The sequence below is a fragment of the Rhodococcus sp. P4_F3_2 genome (assembly GCF_056401335.1).
The window spans coordinates 1-18463 of sequence record NZ_JBFUJN010000009.1 but is presented as its reverse complement, the minus strand read 5'-3'; the positions used below and the strand labels follow the sequence as shown (position 1 = coordinate 18463).

Sequence of the window (18463 nt, the reverse complement as noted above, 5' to 3'; positions counted from 1 at the left end):
CCTTTCGTATGTCGAATCTAGGTTGCGTCGAAGTCCACAGGAGGACGTTCGCCCGCGGTGAGTGGCTTGTCCTTCGACAGCGTCTTCGGCTCCTGCACTCCACTCTGCGGCTTCTTGTCGAAGTTGCCCGTGAAGATGGAGTCGTCGCCGTCGAGAAGGTGCTGGGTGATCACGGCGCGCGGCGTCATTCCGCGCAGCTTGTTCAGATCTGCGAGTGGTTTACGCAGATCCTCGAAATCGGTGCCCAGTTCTTCCTTGAGCTGATTGGAAGCGCCCGAAGCATATTCGCGCACCTGCCTCAGGGACTTCGTGACCCAGGAGACCGCACCAGGAAGCCGCTCAGGTCCCAAGATGACCAGAGCCGCTACGAGGAGGATCATGAACTCGCCCCAACCGATGTTGCCAAACACAGGGTCAGCCTACTGTGTGCTCGCTCGGTGCGCGCATGTCCGGATCAACCTCACAGGAAGATCGCAGGGTCCGATCAGTCGGACACAGGCGTGACCGAAATGTCGACCTGCCGTCCGTCGCGGATCAACTGGACGTTGACCGGCTGATCGACGGTCGTCGCGTTGACCGCAACCACCAGTTCGTCGGCACTCGTCACCGGTCGGTCACCGACCTTGACGATGACGTCACCCTCGACGATCCCCGCACGCTGAGCTGGGCTGCCGTCGCGGACGTTGGCCACCGCAGCACCGCTGGTCGCGTCGTTGACCGCGGTGCGGGCATTCACGCCGATGTCGGGGTGATGAACCTTGCCGTCGCGAATGATGGTCTGCGCCACCTCGGTGACCGTATCGATCGGAATCGCGAAGCCGAGCCCGACCGAACCACCGGACTCGCTGAGCATGGCCGTGTTGATACCGATGACGCGGGCTTCGTCGTCGACGAGTGCACCACCCGAGTTGCCGTGGTTGATCGCCGCATCGGTCTGTACGGCGTCGATGACGGCGTTGGTGTCGGTGCCTTCACCCGACAAACGCAGAGGCCGGTTCAGCGCACTGACAATTCCGCGGGTGACAGTCTTGCTCAATCCGAGCGGTGAGCCGACGGCGACGACGTCGTCGCCGACCTGAACATCCTCGGATTTTCCGAGCTGAGCGACCGTCAGATTGTTGGCCGACACCTTGAGCACCGCGAGGTCTGTCTTGACGTCACGTCCGACGATCTGGGCATCGGTCTTGGTTCCGTCGGAGAAGATCACCTGGATCTTCGCGTCCTGAGCGGGCGGTACTGCCGAGGAGATCACGTGGTTGTTGGTGACGATGTACCCCTCACCCGAGATGACCACACCGGAGCCGGTACTTCCCTGGTCACCGACGGCGACCTGAATCGACACCACGGAAGGCAGCACTGCGTCGGCGACCTTCGCCACCTGCGACTCCGGCTGTTCACCGCCGCCGGATTGAACGAGCGTGACACGTGAGCTGGTGAGTGAACTGCGATCGGCGGTGATGACAGTGGCGAGCAAGCCACCGACAAGAGCGATGACAAGTGCCATGCCCGCAAGCGCGGCCAGTGCTGAGGGGGCGACCTTGCGACCGAACAACAGCTCACGCACGTCGAGCTTCTGGGCGGGAGGCAACTGCACCGGCGCCTCGGACTCTGCAGGCTTGCCCAGCGAGACCTCGGATTCAKGATCGCGCCACGGATCACGCGGGGGTTCTTCGTCGGGTGTGTTGTTCGCCGACGCCTCGGGATCGCGACCGATCGACTCGGTGGCGTCTGCGGGTCGACCGAACGCTTCGGCCAGAACCGGGTCCGGATTCCCGATCACGACGTCGGAAGACGGGGTCGATCGCGTGGCAATCGGAGTGAACGAGCCCTCGACTCCACTCGGTCGACCGAACACCTGGCGCGAGGCCGGATCGATCTGAGGTCGGTACACCGGCCGGGGGTCGAGCACCGGCGCATCTGCCGGTCGATCCGCCGAACCGCTTGCCGAAGAATCCGAGCTCACTCCGGAGTGCCCCCTCTTTCCGTCAGTCACGTTGTCCAGTATCACTGATCCGTGCCGGGAAGCTGGCGCGCGGCGTCATTTGCGCCAGCGCGCGGTGTCATTTGCGCCAGCGACGGGACAACCGCTTGCTGATGGTGGAAAAGCCTGCGGGCTGATTGCCGACGGAACCGTCGGTGTTTTCCGAATTGGGTCCGGTGGTCGGACTGTTGCACGAGGGAATCTGACTGAGAAGTCCCACCAGGGACAACGGCATCGTCATCTCGCCGCTTCGACGCAGCGCACCACGTGCCTGCTGCTGAGCATCGACGGCCGCAGCGCACTCGGCGCAGATCGAGATGTGATGCGAGGCCCGCAAGTAGGCCTGCATTCGGAGTTCTCCGTCGACGTAGGCAGCGATTGCCTCGCTGGCCAGATGTTCGGTCGAACCGAACTGGCGATGTGCCCGCGCCTCCGTCATTCGTCCCTCCAGGTGATTGACCACGTCCCGCTCTGTAGCTCGAACCCGACCGTCAGAAACCGACGAGTTCGGATTCGGCTGCGCGCTGCGCTGCCAGATGATCGCGAATCGCCTGTCGCCCACGATGGATACGGCTACGAACCGTTCCGAGCTTCACTCCCAGTGTGGCACCGATTTCCTCGTACGACAGACCTTCGATGTCACAGAGCACAACAGCGGCGCGAAATTCAGGTGCGAGTGAGTCGAGTGCGGCCTGCAGACCTGCGTCGAGGCGCGCGTCGTGGTAGATCTGCTCGGGGTCCGGACCGGGTGAGGGAACGCGGTCGTAGTCCTCGGGCAGCGCTTCCATACGGATACGGTTGCGTCGGCGAACCATGTCGAGGAACAGGTTTGTGGTGATGCGGTGCAGCCAGCCCTCGAAAGTTCCGGGCTGATAATCGGAGAGCGAGCGGAACACCCGAATGAAGGTGTCCTGCGTCAAGTCCTCGGCGTCCTGGGCATCGCCTGACAACCGGTAGGCCAGGCGGTACACCCGGTCACCGTGCTGACGCACGAGTTCGTCCCAAGACGGCATGGAGGACTTCTCACCAGTTGCATCGAACACAGCAGTGCCGATCAATTCGGAATCCACAGCCGATTCCGTCGTCAAAACTTCCGACTCTCGAGGGCGAGGCTCGTCGTTGACCTGGTAAATAAGTTGATCCTCCTGCTCGGGATCGCGTAGTTCGATCACCGCGTTGTCCGAATCACGTAATGCGCGATATTCGGGAGAACCAGCCGTTGCTGTGATTTGTTCCCGATCACCGAGCTGCGAAAGACCAACTTGGTAAAAATCGATACCGCCGTGCGATCTTCGATCCGGCGATGTATACACCTTTTCTCATCGCGGTGTGCACGCCATATGAGGAGCCTGAGGGATTCCTGAGAATCCTGGTGACTGCGCGCCTTGCAGCGACAATCCGAACCGCCCGATAACCTCATGAGCGTGACCCACGCCGAACAGATACTCCGCCACGTCGAGGACGTAGTTTCCGAGGACGAGATTTTGACCGCGGCGCGAGATCGAGCGCTGGATCTCGGAGCCCATCCGGTGACGCCCGCCGTCGGTGCGACGCTCGCGATGTTCGCGAGGATGCTCGACGCGAAGACGGCCGTCGAGGTGGGTACCGGAGCCGGCGTGAGCAGCCTGTGGCTTCTGCACGGAATGCGCGACGACGGCGTCCTGACCACGATCGACAGTGAACCCGAACACCAGCGGGCGGCCAAGCTGACCTTCCGCGAAAGCGGAATCGCTCCGGCACGCACTCGCCTGATCAACGGACGGGCTCTCGACGTACTTCCCCGGCTCGCAGACGGCGGCTACGACCTGGTGTTCGTCGACTGCGCCGCGATCGACCACCCCCACTACGTCCGCGAAGGTGTCCGCCTGCTGCGCTCCGGCGGTGTCATCGTTCTGCACAACGCCCTGGCCGACGGCCGCGTTGCCGACAGCTCCGCTCGCGACGCGACAACGGTTGCGGTCCGAGAAGCAGCAAAGGCCGTGACCGAGGACGAGCGACTCATTCGAGTCCTCCTCCCCCTCGGCGACGGCCTCCTCTGCGCGAGCAAGCTCTAGATCCAGACGCCCTTACCGATGGCGACGACGCCACCCTGACTGACGGCAAATCGTTCGCGGTCACGTTCGAGATCGACGCCGATGATTTCGCCGTCACCGACCACGACGTTCTTGTCGAGGATCGCGCGCCGCACGACGGCGCCCTTGCCGATGCGCACACCCGGCATCAGCACGCTGCCCTCGACGGTCGCACCGTCCTCGATCATCACGTTGGAACTGAGTACCGAATTGCGCACGGTCGCCGCGGACAGGATCGACCCCGCACCGACCACCGATTCCTGCGCGAGTCCACCCTTCACGAACTTGGCGGGCGCGAGATTCTCGGTGGCGCCGCGGATGGGCCAGCGACGGTTGTAGAGATTGAAGATCGGGTGCACCGACACGAGGTCCATATGAGCGTCGTAGAAGGCGTCGAGGGTACCGACGTCACGCCAGTAACCGCGGTCTCGATCGGTGGCGCCGGGAACGACGTTGTCCTTGAAGTCGTAGACCGACGCCTCACCCGCGGCGACCAAGGCGGGAATGATGTCTCCGCCCATGTCGTGGTCGGAATCGGAGTTCTCGGAATCAGCGCGGATGGCGTCCACGAGCACCTTGGTGGTGAACACATAGTTACCCATGGACGCGAACGTGGAATTTGGGTCGTCCGGTGTGCCGGGAGGATGGGCGGGCTTTTCCAGGAACTGCGTGATGCGTCCGGACTCGTCACTGTCGATGCAGCCGAAAGCGAAAGCCTCACTTCGCGGTACACGAATACCCGCGACCGTCACGCCTGCCCCGGATTCGATGTGGTGCTGCACCATCTGTTCCGGATCCATCCGGTACACGTGGTCGGCACCGAAAACCACGATGTACTCGGGGTCCTCGTCGTAAACGAGATTGAGCGACTGCAGGATTGCGTCGGCACTGCCGGTGTACCAGCGCGGCCCGAGACGCTGCTGGGCCGGGACCGGAGTGATGTACTCACCCGCAAACCCGGACAATCGCCACGTCTGCGAAATGTGACGGTCGAGTGAATGTGACTTGTATTGCGTCAACACACAAATACGCAGATATCCCGCGTTGACAAGGTTGCTCAACACGAAGTCGATAAGTCGATATGCACCTCCGAAGGGCACTGCGGGCTTCGCTCTGTCCGCGGTCAGCGGATACAAGCGTTTGCCCTCGCCCCCGGCGAGCACGATTCCAAGCACATGCGGCTGGCTTCTCACACCGCTAACCTATCCGCACTGGTGAACTCCCGCTAGCGAAGCAGTCCGAGAGGTCCGATCGTGTCCCCCTCCGAACGGTCGGGGATGACGCGATCGGTAGCCGGATCGACCACGGGCGGTTAGGTTTAGCGCGTGCGAGTCGCAATGATGACCAAGGAATACCCGCCGGAGATCTACGGCGGCGCAGGAGTACACGTAACCGAGCTCGTCGCTCAGATGAAGCGGTTGTGCGAAGTCGACGTGCACTGCATGGGCGCCCCGCGCGAAGGCGCGATCGTCCACTCTCCCGACCCCGCTCTCGACGGATCCAACCCCGCCTTGACGACGCTCTCCACCGAGCTGCGGATGGCGGACGCCGCGGCCGGTGTCGACATCGTCCACTCCCACACCTGGTACACCGGACTGGCCGGACATCTCGCGTCGGCTCTCTACGACGTGCCGCACATCCTCACCGCGCACTCACTCGAGCCCAGACGCCCGTGGAAGGCCGAACAGCTAGGCGGCGGCTATCGGATCTCGTCGTGGTCCGAACGCAACGCCGTCGAGCACGCAGACGCGATCATCGCCGTCAGTTCAGGTATGCGACTCGACGTCCTCGACGCGTACCCCGCTGTCGATCCGAGTCGCGTTCACGTAGTGCGCAACGGAATCGACACCGAGGTATGGCATCCCGGGGGATCTGCGCCGGGAGCGCCGTCCGCACTCGCGTCGATCGGCGTCGACCCCGCAAAACCCATCGTGGCCTTTGTCGGACGGATCACGAGGCAGAAGGGCGTCGGGCACCTCGTCGCGGCAGCGCACCACTTCGACCCGGAGATTCAGCTCGTGCTGTGCGCCGGCGCTCCCGATACCCCGGAGATCGCCGCCGAAACGGAGAAGGCAGTGGCCGAACTCGCCAGACATCGGGGCAATGTCTACTGGGTACGCGAGATGCTCCCGACCGAGCAGATCAGGGAAATACTCTCGGCAGCAACGGTATTCGTCTGTCCTTCGGTGTACGAGCCCCTCGGAATCGTCAATCTCGAAGCCATGGCGTGTGAGACCGCCGTGGTCGCTTCCGATGTCGGCGGTATCCCCGAGGTGGTCGCCGACGGCGTCACCGGACGACTCGTGCACTACAATGCCTACGAGCCGAACGCATTCGAGGAATCACTCGCTGCCACCGTCAATGCCGTTGTCGCCGACCGAGAAGGCGCCGACGCGATGGGTCGTGCGGGCAGAATCCGTGCGATAGACGAGTTCTCCTGGGCCGAAATCGCCAAGCAGACGCTCGAGGTCTACGCGGACGCCGTCACGAGACGCTGATCCGCGTCAGATCTTGCGATAGGTCGAGACCGTAGCCGACGCGGTGACGGTGCTCGGCTGCGGCAGCTTCGCCACGGCGGCAGCCAGATCGGCCGGCGCCAGGTGCCTCGCCGACGGTCCCATCCCCACCAAGTCGAGGACGTCCTGGTGTGAGAGTGACATCGTGAACTCGACCTCGTCGCTGCTCACGCGCTCGAACAAGCCGGCCATCGACGATTCGAGACGTTCCACCTTGCGATCGTCGACCTTGACCATCTCGAGAATGTCGATCAGCTCGCGCAGATGCCTGTCGGTGGGCGTCAGGACCACCAGAACGCCGTCATCGGCGAGAACTCGATGGGACTGCGGACCGTTGCGTGGAGCGAACACACAGAGCACGTGGGAGAGCGCTCCGTCTCGAATCGGAAGTGGTTGCCAGACRTCCGCGACGATCGAGCCGATCCTTTCGTGGATCTTCGCCGCTCGCCGTGCCGCGAACTTGGACACGTCCAAGGCTATTGCCCGAGAATCAGGCAGCGAATCCACGACGTGTGCGAGGTATTGTCCTGTGCCTGCACCGATTTCGACGATCCGCGCAGGATCCGCCCCTGCCGTCGTCGCGCAGGCCCGGGAAACGGCATCCATCAGCGGGCCGAAGTGGCCGGCGCCGAGAAGTCGTGCACGCGCGGCGATCATCTCGGCACTGTCGCCGGTGAACTTCGTGGCACCGCCACTGATCAGGCTCACGTAACCCTGGCGAGCCACGTCGAATCGATGTCCGCGATCGCACTCGGCGGCGCCGTCCACCAATTCCAACTCAGCAGCGCACTGCGGGCAGGACAGTAGATCGACCACGGCGGCAAGCATTGATCCGTCCTTTCGGCTACCGGCGGTGCGCACACTTCAGGCCCCGTACCGAAACGGATACGGAGCCTGCGTGCAATCACGTGCTGTCGTTCGTACTGCTACAACCTGGACCCGACTAGCTGGTGACGTTCGTGAGTTCCACACCGAGCGCTGCAGCTTCATCCGGGGTCAGCTCGACGACGAGGCGTCCGCCACCCTCGAGTGGAACCCGCATGACGATTCCTCGTCCCTCTTTGGTTGCTTCGAGGGGACCGTCCCCGGTCCGGGGCTTCATGGCCGCCATCCTCTGCTCCCTCCAGATCTGCGCTGCATTGCTCTGCGCCTCGACTAACGGTGCGCCCCGCCAACAATCAGCGAGGCTCGTACCCTCCATTGTTCCCTATGGATGCAGGAACCGGGAATCTGAGTCACATTTAGGGGTGTTCAGTCGACCGTCACACCTGCGCCGGAACCCAGCAATCAGCCACGTGATCGTCGACCATTCCGGTAGCCTGCATGAGCGCATAAGCCGTGGTAGGACCCACAAACTTGAACCCGCGTCGCTTGAGTTCCTTAGCCATGGCAGTCGACTCGGGAGTGACCGCCGGAACCTCTGCAATTGATGTCAGTCGTCTGGTGCGTCGAGGCGGCGAGAACGACCAGAGTAACGAATCGAGGTCCAGATCGGGTGAATTCACGAGCACTCGGGCGTTGGAAATCGTCGCCTCGATCTTCGCGCGATTGCGGACGATCGCGGCATCGGAGAGCAATCTCTCCACATCCGCAACTCCGTACGCTGCGACCTTGTCCGGATCGAACCCGTCGAAGGCTTCGCGGAACGCCTCGCGTTTGCGCAGAATCGTGATCCAAGCAAGCCCCGATTGGAATGCTTCGAGGGCGAGCCGCTCGAACAGTTCGTCGCGCCCGTGCAGCGGACGCCCCCACTCCTCGTCGTGATAGTCGCGGTACAGCGAGTCACCGGGCGTCTCGACCACCCAGCCGCACCGAACCAGTCCGTCTGCCATCAGCCCTGGGAATCCTTCGCTTCGGATTCGGTCTCAGGCGCCTCCTGCGTTGCTTCGGCCTTGGCCGGAGCATCCGCCTTCACCAGAACCTCGGACTTCTCGTCACGGCCCAGTTGTGCACGCAGAGAATCGATTTCCAACCCGAGGCGATGCAGGGCCCAATCCACTTCACTCGCCTTGTATCCACGCAACACCTGCTGAAAACGCAGAGCGTCGACATCCGCCCCGGTGACGTCCTCTGCCGGGAGTACGGTCGCCGTCGTGCCAGGAGGCAGCGGCGGCAGCTCTTCCGAGCGCCCGAACACAGCGCTGGCGGCGAGGAAGATCATCGCGCCGACCAGTGCCATGACAATCAGGTACAGGAGGATCGTCATCATGAACCGATACTCCCATACCCGAGTGTGAGCGGTCAGACCCCCGCGGTGCGCACTATCGAATTCATCGGGGGTCGATCGAGTAGCGAAACCTCAGTGGTCTCGGGCACGAAAGAATCGCCGTCGACCAGGAATTGGGTCAACCCGGCACCCGAATCCTCGATCCCGCACCGCCGGAGCATCGTTCCGATGATCTGCCGGCTCATCACGCCGAGGTCGGCGAGCGGCCGGTTGCGATGCTTGCGCACACCGAGATTGACCTGACCGATCGCCGCCAGCCCCAACGTGTCGTACGTGTCGAGCAGAAGGCCGATCTCGACGCCGTAGCCGGGCGCAAACGGGACAGCGGACAGCAGCTCACGGGTGCCCGCGTATTCACCGCCCAATGGTTGCAGTACCGACGTGAGTTCGGGCCGCAGCGCAGCCAACATGGGCCGCGCAACCAATTCCGTGACTCGTCCGCCGCCGTTGGCGTCCTCCGTGCCGCTCACGCGCAGCGGACGGCGGTAGTAGCCCTTCACCAGATGGATGCCGTCCACCGTGAGCAGCGGCCCCAGCAGTTTGGGCACGAACGCCGGATCGGGATTGATGAGATCGGAGTCGACGAATGCGATCAGATCGCCGGTCGTTGCGGCGACCGAACGCCACAGCACCTCACCCTTGCCCGCGGTCGGCGGGATGGACGGGACTGCGCTCTCACGACTGATCACCGTCGCCCCCGCCGCGCGAGCACGCTCGGCGGTACGGTCGGTCGAACCGGAATCGAGAACGATCAGCTCGTCGACCAAACCACCGAGCAACGGATGAATGGTGTCGACCACCGCAGCAACGGTGTCCTCTTCGTTGAGCGCGGGCAACACCACCGAGACGGTTCGGCCACCCTTCGCCCGTTCGAGTTCGGCGACCGTCCAACTCGGATGGTCCCAACTGTTGGCTTCTGCCCATACGCGGGTCGGGCCCGCACCGGTGATGCTCATGCCAGACCTCGAACCGTACGTACCGGGGCACGGCGTCCTTGGATCGCGGCCACCATGTCGACTACTCGACGGGTGGACGCCACCTCGTGAACACGGAACACCCGGGCGCCGCCAGCCGCGGCCATTGCTGTCGCTGCCAATGTTCCCTCCAACCTCTCGGAAAGCTCCACACCAAGAGTCTCCCCGATGAAGTCCTTATTGCTCAGCGCCATCAGCACTGGCCACCCGGTGTTTACAAGAACGTCCACTTTTCGCAACAACTCGAGCCCGTGGAAGGTGTTCTTACCGAAATCGTGAGTGGGATCGATCAGAATCGCGTCACGCGGCACTCCGAGTGCCAGGGCGCGTTCTGCCGCCGACACGACCTCGGTGACCACATCTGTGACGACGTCGTCGTAGCGGACACGGTGCGGGCGGGTGCGCGGAACCGCGCCACCCGTGTGCGAGCAGACGATCCCGGCACCAGTCTCGGCGGCAACCACAACGAGTTCCGGATCCGCACCCGCCCACGTGTCGTTGATCAGGTCGGCGCCTTCGTCGCGTGCCAACCTCGCGACGCCGCTCCGCCAGGTGTCGACGCTGATGATCAGCTCGGGGTACTTGGCTCTGATCGCGGCGACAAACGGAACGACTCGCCTGACCTCCTCGTCGGCGTCGACGAGGTCACCTGGCCCGGCTTTCACTCCCCCGATGTCCACCAGATCGGCGCCCTCGTCGACGGCCCTGTCGACGGCGGCCATCGCTGCCGAATCCGAGAACGTCGCGCCCTGGTCGTAGAAGGAATCGGGAGTGCGGTTGACGATCGCCATCACCAGTGCACGGTCGACCGCGACCGGACGCCCACACAGGGTGGGCGCCGGACCTGGCTGCGCGGTAGAACCGGAGAGTGAAGACATGCCACTCATACTGGCATGACGGAACTCGGTCTAGCCCTTGGGTACCGAGCCTGCCGCGACCTTTCCGACGTATTCGTCGTACGAGTCCACATAACCACCCTCGCGGCCTTCGAGAACGTGCAGAGTGTCGGCGCCGACGTCGTAACCCTCGTTGCGCAATTCCACCTTGCGCGACTTGAAAGTGCTGGTGTGTTCGAGTGAGTCGACGATGCGGATGAACAGCGGGACCGCGTAGTTGGGGAGCTTGCCGTAGAGGTGAGCCGCGACTTCGCTGCCCTCGAAACTCTGACCGTCCCGTAGCTTCACCGCCGCCATGCCCGCGCGACCGTCGGTGCCCGGGATCTCGACGCCGTAGACAACTGCTTCCTCGACGGCCGGGTGCGAACTCAGCGCGCCCTCGACCTCCGTGGTGGCAACGTTCTCGCCCTTCCAACGGAAGGTGTCGCCGAGACGGTCGACGAAGGCGACRTGGCCCCATCCCTGCTTGCGCACCAGGTCTCCGGTATCGAACCAGGTGTCGTCGTCCTTGAATCCGCCGCGCACCAGCTTGCTGTTGCTCGCGGCTTCGTCGGTGTAACCGTCGAAAGGCGCTCGGTCGGTGACCTTCGACAGCAGGAGCCCGACCTGACCCGTGGACACCTTGCGAAGGCGACCGTCGGCTCCACGCAACGCTTTTCCGGTGTCCTCGTCGAACTCCACGACGGCGTGCGGCAACGGACAGATGCCGGCCGTCTTGTCGACGTTGAGTGCGTTGACGAACGCGATGTTGCATTCGCTGGCACCGTAGAACTCGGCGACGCGGGGAATGCCGAAGCGCTGGGTGAATTCGGCCCAGATCTCCGGGCGCAGACCGTTACCCACCATCAGCCGAACAGCATTGTCGCTGTCGGTCGGCTTGACCGGCTGGTTGAGCAGATAGCGGCACAGTTCGCCGATGTAGGTGAACGCGGTCGCCTTGTTGAGTGCGATGTCGTCCCAGAACCGCGAGGCGGAGAACTGACGACCGATCGCGATTGTCGCACCGGACGCGAGCACCGAGGACAACGAGACCGTCAACGCGTTGTTGTGGTAGAGCGGCAGGCAGCAGTACAGAGTGTCCGAGCCGCGCAAGCGCACGCCCATCAACCCGAGGCCCGACATCGACTTCAGCCAACGGAAGTGAGTCATCAAGCTGGCCTTGGGCATTCCCGTGGTACCCGAGGTGAAGATGTAGAACGCCTTCTCCTTCGCGAGCACCTCGGCGGTGACCGCCGGGTTGGCGGCATCAGCCGTCTTCGCCAGATCCGCGAGTTCACTGACGAGAAGTTGCTTCGGTCCGGTAAACCCCGCCGGCAAGGATTCGAGGGCCTCTTCGCACTCGTCGGCGACCACCAGGACGCGCGCGTCGAGCAGCGTAAGGCTGTGTGCCAGAACGTCGTCGCGCTGGTTGTAGTTCAACATGCCCGCAGCCGCGCCGAGTTTGACGGCGGCCAACGCGATCAGCAGGGCTTCGGGGGTGTTCTTTGCCAGCACTCCGACGACGTCTCCGCGATCGACTCCTCGTCCGCGGAGGACGTCGGCGTAGCGGTTCACCAGTTCGTTGGCCTCCGCGTAACTGGTCGCGTGGCCCTCGAACCGGATGAACGGGCGCGACGGGTGCGCGTGCGCGGCCTTCTGGAAGATCAACCCGATCGATTCCTTGGCCGAAGGCTTGCGGGTGAGCCCGGCGGCCCCCCGCGCCAGGATCGGCACCTCAGTGATCATCGACGGCAGTTTTGCCGCCAGATCCAGCAGGCCGACGGTCGAACGGGCTTCCGAACTCATGGCTCCCCTAACACGTATCCGGCGCCCATTCGGCCGCCCAGTCTGCGGCCACCTTACTTCACGGTAATAAAGCCCGCCATGCCCCAGGTCAGGGTTTCACGCAGGCGTCTGATCAGGATCTGACGCACGCGTCGAGCGCAGCCTCGACGTCCGTCCGCACCAACAGAGTGACCAACGCCTGACGCCCGACGAAGCCGGTCCCGTCGAGCTTGTTCAACCACTCGAGCAGGCCGGTGAAGTGCCCGACGGGATCGAGCATCACCACTGGTTTCTCGTGCATTCCGAGGTAGCCGGCGGTCCACGTCTCGAACAGCTCTTCCAGCGTCCCGATTCCGCCCGGCAGCGTGATGAACGCGTCGGCGTGATCTTCCATCAGCTTCTTGCGCTCGCGCATGGTGTCCGTGACGATCAGCTCGTCGGCATCGACGTCGGCTACTTCCTTGTGCACCAGGGCCTTCGGAATGACGCCGACGGTCCATGCGCCCGCCGCGCGAGCGGACTCGGCGACAGCGCCCATCATCGAGACGTTGCCACCGCCCGAGACCAACTGCCATCCGCGTCGACCGATCGCGGTTCCCACTTCTGACGCCAACGCCAGGAACGATTCGTCCACCGGACCGGACGCGCAGTAGACGCAGATCGAGTACTTCTTGCCGGAATCGGTCACCATTCTTCTTCTTTCCCCAGATCTGCGGCCTCGTCGACGCCCTTGTCGGCGTTGAGGACGATTCGTACTGCTTCTTCCACACTGTCGGTGACGTGCAGCAAGTTCACGTCACCTTCGGAAATCTTTCCGTCGCGCTCGAGGGTGCCGCGGATCCAGTCGACGAGTCCGGACCAGTACTCGGTACCGAACAGGACGATCGGGAAGCGCGTGACTTTGTGGGTCTGCACCAGGGTCAGTGCCTCGAACAGCTCGTCGAGTGTTCCGAAGCCACCCGGCAGGCAGATGAATGCCTGGGAGTACTTCACGAACATCGTCTTGCGTGCGAAGAAGTACCGGAAGTTGATTCCGAGATCCACCCACTCGTTGAGTCCCTGCTCGAACGGCAGCTCGATGCCCAGACCGATCGAGTATCCGCCGGCCTCGCTGCAACCGCGGTTGGCAGCTTCCATGACTCCCGGTCCACCGCCGGTGATGACAGCGTATCCGGCTTCGGCCAACGCCGTTCCCAGCTCACGGCCGGATTGATACTCGGGATGATCGACCGTGGTGCGGGCCGAACCGAACACCGTCACCGCACGCGGGACCTCGGCGAGTGCGCCGAAACCTTCGATGAATTCGCTCTGGATACGCAGCACACGCCACGGATCGGTGTGTACCCAGTCCGTGGGTCCGCGCTTGTCGAGCAAGCGCTGATCGGTCGTGGTCTTCTCGTCCTTGCGCTTGCGTCGAAGCTGAACGGGCCCGCGGTGCTTGATCGACGAGCTCTGCTTCTTCGAAGCCGAATTCTTCTCTGGTGCCATGCGGCAAGGCTAACGGTCAGGCCGACAGATACTTCCTCAGCACGGCCGCGACGTCGGTGATCTGCTGCACCGGAACGTGCTCGTCGCGCTTGTGTGCGAGGTTCGGATCACCCGGTCCGTAGTTCACGGCAGGAATGCCGAGCGCCGAGAACCTGGACACGTCGGTCCACCCGTACTTCGCGCGGAACTGACCACCGGCCGCCTCGATCAGGGCGGCAGCGGACGGGTTCGCCAAGCCAGGCAGCGCGCCGGGTGAGGAGTCGGTGACCTCGAATCCGAGGCCCAGACCGTCGAACACTTCGCGCACGTGCGACTCGGCTTGCGCCTCGCTGCGATCGGGCGCGAATCGGAAGTTGACGTCCATCTCGGCTTCGTCCGGGACGACGTTTCCGGCGACCCCGCCAGAAATCCGCACCGCCGACAAACCTTCGCGGTAGCCGCAACCGTCGATGTCGACCGAGCGCGGCTGGTAACTCGACAACCGCTCCAACGCACCGCCGAACTTGTGAATGGCGTTGTCCCCCAGCCAGGACCTGGCCGAATGTGCGCGAGTTCCCGAAGCCGTCAACCGAACCCGCATCGTGCCCTGGCACCCGGCCTCGATGAAACCGGCCGTCGGCTCACCGAGAATTGCGACGTCGGCCGCGAGCCATTCCGGGATCTCGCGTTCGATCCGTCCCAGGCCGTTGAAGGTTGCGGCGATCTCTTCGCAGTCGTAGAAAACCAGGGTCAGATCGTGGGCCAGGTTCTCGATGGTGGCCGCCAGGTGCAGAAAGACCGCATCGCCCGACTTCATGTCCACGGTCCCGCAGCCGTGCAGGATGTCGCCGTCACGCCGCGAAGGAACGTTGTCCGCGATGGGCACCGTATCCAGATGTCCGGCGAGCATGACGCGACTGGGCAAACCACGCGAGGTCCGCGCCAACACGGCGTTGCCGTTGCGGATGATCTCGAAGCCCGAAGTCTGCTCACGCAGCGCATCCTCGACGGCCTGCGCGATGACGGATTCGTCGTGCGAGACGCTGGGGATGTCGACCAGGGCGGCCGTCAAGTCGATGGGGTCCGAAGCAAGATCGAGGATGCTCACACGCACCAGCCTAGGCCGGTGCACCCACCACCCAGTAATCTCTAGTCCCGTGAGCGCACAGGGAGCAACAGCAGTAGGTATCGCCAACGTGACCGCGGACGGAACCGTCCTCGACACCTGGTTCCCGGCACCGGAGCTGGGAACATTCGACAAGACCGGTACTGAGAACGTCGAGGGAACAGACATTCCTTCCGATCTTGCACTGCTGGCAGGCACTGACGACGCTCGCGAGGTCTCGCAGGTCGTCGTCCGCACCACCATCGCCGATCTCTCCAAGGCACCGGTCGACGCACACGACGTCTACCTGCGCCTCCACCTCCTCTCGCACCGTCTCGTCGCACCCCACGGCGTCAACCTCGACGGCCAGTTCGGCCTGCTCAGCAACGTCGTGTGGACCAACTTCGGCCCGTGCGCCGTCGAAGGCTTCGAGCAAGTTCGCTCACGTCTGCGCATCCGCGGCGTCGTGACCGTGTTCAGCGTCGACAAGTTCCCCCGCATGGTCGACTACGTCGTGCCGTCCGGAGTGCGTATCGGTGACGCGGACCGTGTCCGACTCGGTGCGCACCTCGCCAGCGGAACGACCGTCATGCACGAAGGCTTCGTCAACTTCAACGCCGGCACCCTCGGTAACTCCATGGTCGAAGGCCGCATCTCCGCGGGCGTCGTCGTCGACGACGGATCCGATGTTGGCGGCGGCGCCTCCATCATGGGCACCCTCTCCGGCGGCGGCAAGGAAACCATCTCCCTCGGCAAGCGCTGCCTCCTCGGTGCCAACGCCGGCCTCGGTATTTCACTCGGCGACGACTGCGTCCTCGAAGCGGGCCTCTACGTCACCGCGGGCACGAAGGTCACCGGCCCGGACGGAACCGTCGTCAAGGCCAAGGAACTCAGCGGCAAGTCGAACCTTCTCTTCCGTCGTAACTCGGTCTCGGGTGCCGTCGAGGTCGTGCCGTGGAAGGGCACCGGCGTCGAACTGAACGCTGCTTTGCACGCCAACGACTGATGACTGACACCGACGTCTCCGACGGAACAACCACTGCTCTCGGCCACGGTCTCAAGGTCCGCCATCTGACGATGATGGGCCTGGGCTCGGCCATCGGCGCCGGCCTGTTCCTCGGAACCGGCGTCGGTATCGCCAAGGCCGGCCCGGCCGTCCTGATCTCCTACATCCTTGCGGGCGCCGTCGTGGTGTTCGTGATGCGCATGCTCGGTGAGATGGGAGCCGCGATCCCGGCCAGCGGTTCCTTCTCTCACTACGCGCGCCTGGGGATCGGCGAGTGGGCCGGCTTCGTGATGGGCTGGCTCTACTGGTTCATGCTGATCATGGTGCTTGGCGCCGAGATCACCGGAGCCTCGGCGATCGTGAACGACTGGGTGCCGTCGATCCCGCAATGGGTTGTCGCCCTGGTATTCGTGGTGTTCTTCGCCGTGGTGAACCTGGCCAAGGTCAGCAACTTCGGTGAGTTCGAGTTCTGGTTCGCCGCAATCAAAGTCACCGTCATCATCGCCTTCCTCGTCATCGGCGTCCTGCTGGTGTTCGGCATCCTCCCCGATACCGATCCGGTCGGTACCAGCAATCTGTTCGGGCAGGGCGGCTTCATGCCCAATGGGTTGTCCGGCATTGCCGCAGGACTGCTCGTCGTGGCGTTCGCCTTCGGTGGGATCGAGATCGTCACCATCGCGGCAGCCGAATCCGAGAATCCGGAACGCTCCATCGCCGTCGCTGTGCGAAGCGTCGTGTGGCGCATCAGTGTCTTCTACATCGGTGCCATCTCCATCATGGTTCTGGTGCTGCCCTGGAACGACCCCGAACTCGAGAGCGGCCCGTTTGTGGCCGTCTTGAACAAGGCGAACATTCCGGGTGTTGCCGGGTTCATGGAACTCGTCGTAGTGGTGGCGTTGCTTTCAGCCTTCAACGCCAACATCTACGGCACCTCCCGGATGGCGTTCTCACTTTCGCGCCGCGGCGACGGACCCGCTTTCATGGCGAAACTGTCGAGCACCGGAGTTCCGACCAATGCCGTTCTGCTGTCGGTGTTCTTCGGCTTCGTCAGCGTCCTGCTCAACTGGCTGCTCCCCGACGACCTGCTCGGCATCCTGCTCAACGCAGTCGGCGCCGCGCTGCTCGTCATCTGGATCTTCATCGTCGTCTCGCATCTGCGACTGCGTAAACAACTCGAAGCGTCGGGCAAGCTGACAGTTCGTATGTGGCTGTTCCCGTATCTGAGCTACGCGACTCTCGCGATGCTTGGCGTCTTCGTCGTCCTCATGCTCTTCGACGCCGATGCCCGTGCACAGTTGATCTCGACCACCGTGTTGTTCCTCGTGATCGCGGCATTGGGTTTCCTGAACGCCCGTTGGCGTAAGCAGAATCAGCCCGCCTGATCCGTTCGCCTATGCATCCCGCCTGTTCACGACGACGATGCTGAGGCCGAATACGACGAGCACGAAGAGGGCGAAGTAGACCAGGCTGCCCCAGGGTCCCCAGTGGAAGTCGACGCTACCGCCGGAACCGAGAAAGTTGTTGGCGTTCATGAACGGCAGGAACGGCATGATCTTCTCGCCGATACTTCCGAACAGGTTGAACAGATTCTCGATCAGCAAGGGCCACAACAGCAGTAATGCGATAGCACCCGCAGACTGCCGGAGCAACGCACCCACTCCTACGGCTAGAACTACGCAGAAGAACGCGTAGATCGGTGTTCCGTAGACGACCCGCCAGTTATCGTCGCCAGACAGAGTCAGGAATCTTCCGGCGTCACCTGATGTGGCCTTCGTGAGAGCGAAAGCGCCGAAAGACAATACGAGAGTCAGTACCGCTCCGAAACCACCGATGAGGCCCGCTTTGGCGATGAGCACCGAAGCGCGGTTCGGAACTGCCTGGAAGGTGGTGCGGATGGTCCCGAAGCGATATTCGCTGGTGATCGCGAGAGCCGCCATGATCATCAGAACCAACACACCGAAGCCGGTCACTCCACTGAGCGCCCCCGACACTGTCGGCATCATTGCACCATTGGGGCTGCTGAGCGACGACTTGGCGCTCAGTCCGAAAACCGTAGCGAGTCCCAACCCGAGCACGATGATGATGATCGTGCACCACAACGGTGATTTGGTCGTGGTGATCTTGATACGTTCAGCACTGAGAACAGCCATTACAGTGCACCTCCCATAGCCTTCTGTGTGTATGCGTTCTGAGTTTCGGGGACTGCTTCGATACCGGATGCGTGGTACTGGACATCGTCTCCGGTCAACTTCATGAACGCATCCTCGAGCGACCCCTGCTGGGACGCCAACTCGTACAACACGATTCCCTGCGAACCAGCCAAACCACCGATCACATCAGTCGTCGAATCCACGACCACCAACGCCGGCGCAACACCGGAACCGTCCTCACGCACCGTCAACCCCTGCGAGAGCAACACACTGCGCAACGCATCGAGCTGAGGACTACGCACGCA

The 18463-nt window shown here is 63.3% G+C and carries 20 protein-coding genes and 1 pseudogene; 4 read left to right on the top strand and 17 right to left on the bottom strand.

From position 1 onward, the window contains the following. Nucleotides 1–17: 17 nt before the first annotated feature. From tatB to sigE, 4 genes are all read right to left on the bottom strand, one after another. Complete coding sequence (gene tatB / locus AC1DWA_RS11900) at nucleotides 18–410, bottom strand: Sec-independent protein translocase protein TatB (protein WP_003945177.1); 393 nt, start codon at nucleotides 408–410, stop codon at nucleotides 18–20. Between the two features lie 74 nt (nucleotides 411–484). Beyond that, the gene (locus AC1DWA_RS11895; RefSeq protein ID WP_477916668.1) at nucleotides 485–1963 is read right to left on the bottom strand and encodes a S1C family serine protease; all 1479 of its coding nucleotides are present in this window, start codon (nucleotides 1961–1963) and stop codon (nucleotides 485–487) included. Between the two features lie 97 nt (nucleotides 1964–2060). Next, entirely contained in the window at nucleotides 2061–2420 is a 360-nt protein-coding gene (locus tag AC1DWA_RS11890; protein ID WP_042952454.1) for a hypothetical protein, read from the bottom strand. 52 nt (nucleotides 2421–2472) lie between these two features. Further along, on the bottom strand, nucleotides 2473–3069 hold the full coding sequence (sigE, locus tag AC1DWA_RS11885; RefSeq protein WP_029255812.1) for an RNA polymerase sigma factor SigE: 597 nt from the start codon (nucleotides 3067–3069) through the stop codon (nucleotides 2473–2475). A 330-nt stretch (nucleotides 3070–3399) separates the two neighbouring features. On the opposite strand from sigE, the gene AC1DWA_RS11880 reads away from it, so the two are divergent. Continuing rightward, entirely contained in the window at nucleotides 3400–4035 is a 636-nt protein-coding gene (locus tag AC1DWA_RS11880; protein ID WP_007736091.1) for an O-methyltransferase, read from the top strand. On the opposite strand, the gene glgC is transcribed toward AC1DWA_RS11880, so the two are convergent. Beyond that, nucleotides 4032–5246, bottom strand: coding sequence for a glucose-1-phosphate adenylyltransferase (glgC, locus tag AC1DWA_RS11875; protein ID WP_003945185.1), 1215 nt, complete (start codon nucleotides 5244–5246; stop codon nucleotides 4032–4034). The genes AC1DWA_RS11880 and glgC overlap by 4 nt on opposite strands. 132 nt (nucleotides 5247–5378) lie before the next feature. On the opposite strand from glgC, the gene glgA reads away from it, so the two are divergent. Beyond that, on the top strand, nucleotides 5379–6551 hold the full coding sequence (gene glgA / locus AC1DWA_RS11870; RefSeq protein ID WP_133727818.1) for a glycogen synthase: 1173 nt from the start codon (nucleotides 5379–5381) through the stop codon (nucleotides 6549–6551). 6 nt (nucleotides 6552–6557) lie between these two features. Here the strand turns inward: glgA and AC1DWA_RS11865 are convergent, their stop codons facing one another. From AC1DWA_RS11865 to dapE, 10 genes are all read right to left on the bottom strand, one after another. Further along, on the bottom strand, nucleotides 6558–7397 hold the full coding sequence (locus AC1DWA_RS11865) for a putative RNA methyltransferase (RefSeq protein WP_133727819.1): 840 nt from the start codon (nucleotides 7395–7397) through the stop codon (nucleotides 6558–6560). Nucleotides 7398–7512: 115 nt separating this feature from the next. Continuing rightward, complete coding sequence (locus tag AC1DWA_RS11860; RefSeq protein WP_003945169.1) at nucleotides 7513–7680, bottom strand: DUF3117 domain-containing protein; 168 nt, start codon at nucleotides 7678–7680, stop codon at nucleotides 7513–7515. Between the two features lie 151 nt (nucleotides 7681–7831). Then, nucleotides 7832–8401 (bottom strand): DNA-3-methyladenine glycosylase I, encoded by a 570-nt coding sequence (locus tag AC1DWA_RS11855; protein WP_477845791.1) that lies wholly within the window; start codon nucleotides 8399–8401, stop codon nucleotides 7832–7834. Further along, nucleotides 8401–8778 (bottom strand): DivIVA domain-containing protein, encoded by a 378-nt coding sequence (locus tag AC1DWA_RS11850; RefSeq protein WP_019749362.1) that lies wholly within the window; start codon nucleotides 8776–8778, stop codon nucleotides 8401–8403. Before AC1DWA_RS11850 ends, AC1DWA_RS11855 begins: the two co-directional genes overlap by 1 nt. Before the next feature lie 32 nt (nucleotides 8779–8810). Further along, on the bottom strand, nucleotides 8811–9752 hold the full coding sequence (locus AC1DWA_RS11845; protein WP_019749363.1) for a glucosyl-3-phosphoglycerate synthase: 942 nt from the start codon (nucleotides 9750–9752) through the stop codon (nucleotides 8811–8813). Next, the gene (gene folP / locus AC1DWA_RS11840; protein ID WP_317830700.1) at nucleotides 9749–10648 is read right to left on the bottom strand and encodes a dihydropteroate synthase; all 900 of its coding nucleotides are present in this window, start codon (nucleotides 10646–10648) and stop codon (nucleotides 9749–9751) included. The genes AC1DWA_RS11845 and folP overlap by 4 nt, the downstream gene beginning before the upstream one ends. Before the next feature lie 30 nt (nucleotides 10649–10678). Next, nucleotides 10679–12451: a long-chain-acyl-CoA synthetase gene (locus tag AC1DWA_RS11835; RefSeq protein WP_019749365.1), complete on the bottom strand. Its 1773-nt coding sequence runs from the start codon at nucleotides 12449–12451 to the stop codon at nucleotides 10679–10681. A 112-nt stretch (nucleotides 12452–12563) separates the two neighbouring features. Continuing rightward, nucleotides 12564–13121: an LOG family protein gene (locus AC1DWA_RS11830; protein WP_317830699.1), complete on the bottom strand. Its 558-nt coding sequence runs from the start codon at nucleotides 13119–13121 to the stop codon at nucleotides 12564–12566. After that, nucleotides 13115–13918: an LOG family protein gene (locus AC1DWA_RS11825; RefSeq protein WP_003945176.1), complete on the bottom strand. Its 804-nt coding sequence runs from the start codon at nucleotides 13916–13918 to the stop codon at nucleotides 13115–13117. Before AC1DWA_RS11825 ends, AC1DWA_RS11830 begins: the two co-directional genes overlap by 7 nt. Nucleotides 13919–13934: 16 nt before the next feature. After that, on the bottom strand, nucleotides 13935–15005 hold the full coding sequence (dapE, locus tag AC1DWA_RS11820; protein ID WP_021332795.1) for a succinyl-diaminopimelate desuccinylase: 1071 nt from the start codon (nucleotides 15003–15005) through the stop codon (nucleotides 13935–13937). Between the two features lie 49 nt (nucleotides 15006–15054). Here dapE and dapD point away from each other — a divergent pair, with 49 nt between their 5' ends. Continuing rightward, on the top strand, nucleotides 15055–16008 hold the full coding sequence (gene dapD, locus AC1DWA_RS11815; RefSeq protein WP_019749368.1) for a 2,3,4,5-tetrahydropyridine-2,6-dicarboxylate N-succinyltransferase: 954 nt from the start codon (nucleotides 15055–15057) through the stop codon (nucleotides 16006–16008). Then, a complete protein-coding gene (locus AC1DWA_RS11810) occupies nucleotides 16008–17390 on the top strand; it encodes an amino acid permease (protein ID WP_020908472.1) in 1383 nt (460 codons plus the stop codon). Before dapD ends, AC1DWA_RS11810 begins: the two co-directional genes overlap by 1 nt. Nucleotides 17391–17399: 9 nt before the next feature. Here the strand turns inward: AC1DWA_RS11810 and AC1DWA_RS11805 are convergent, their stop codons facing one another. Next, nucleotides 17400–18158, bottom strand: coding sequence for an ABC transporter permease (locus AC1DWA_RS11805; protein WP_020908473.1), 759 nt, complete (start codon nucleotides 18156–18158; stop codon nucleotides 17400–17402). After that, nucleotides 18158–18463, bottom strand: a pseudogene (locus tag AC1DWA_RS11800) (ABC transporter ATP-binding protein); the annotation flags it as partial. The pseudogene AC1DWA_RS11800 and the gene AC1DWA_RS11805, both read right to left, overlap by 1 nt.

Bases quoted from the DNA above. Each gene is read 5' to 3' on its own strand.
- AC1DWA_RS11890 (WP_042952454.1), bottom strand. From the start codon at position 2,420: ATGACGGAGGCGCGGGCACATCGCCAGTTCGGTTCGACCGAACATCTG.
- AC1DWA_RS11880 (WP_007736091.1), top strand. From the start codon at position 3,400: ATGAGCGTGACCCACGCCGAACAGATACTCCGCCACGTCGAGGACGTA.
- AC1DWA_RS11860 (WP_003945169.1), bottom strand. From the start codon at position 7,680: ATGGCGGCCATGAAGCCCCGGACCGGGGACGGTCCCCTCGAAGCAACC.
- AC1DWA_RS11855 (WP_477845791.1), bottom strand. From the start codon at position 8,401: ATGGCAGACGGACTGGTTCGGTGCGGCTGGGTGGTCGAGACGCCCGGT.
- AC1DWA_RS11850 (WP_019749362.1), bottom strand. From the start codon at position 8,778: ATGATGACGATCCTCCTGTACCTGATTGTCATGGCACTGGTCGGCGCG.
- AC1DWA_RS11845 (WP_019749363.1), bottom strand. From the start codon at position 9,752: ATGAGCATCACCGGTGCGGGCCCGACCCGCGTATGGGCAGAAGCCAAC.
- folP (WP_317830700.1), bottom strand. From the start codon at position 10,648: ATGTCTTCACTCTCCGGTTCTACCGCGCAGCCAGGTCCGGCGCCCACC.
- AC1DWA_RS11830 (WP_317830699.1), bottom strand. From the start codon at position 13,121: ATGGTGACCGATTCCGGCAAGAAGTACTCGATCTGCGTCTACTGCGCG.
- AC1DWA_RS11825 (WP_003945176.1), bottom strand. From the start codon at position 13,918: ATGGCACCAGAGAAGAATTCGGCTTCGAAGAAGCAGAGCTCGTCGATC.
- AC1DWA_RS11810 (WP_020908472.1), top strand. From the start codon at position 16,008: ATGACTGACACCGACGTCTCCGACGGAACAACCACTGCTCTCGGCCAC.
- AC1DWA_RS11805 (WP_020908473.1), bottom strand. From the start codon at position 18,158: ATGGCTGTTCTCAGTGCTGAACGTATCAAGATCACCACGACCAAATCA.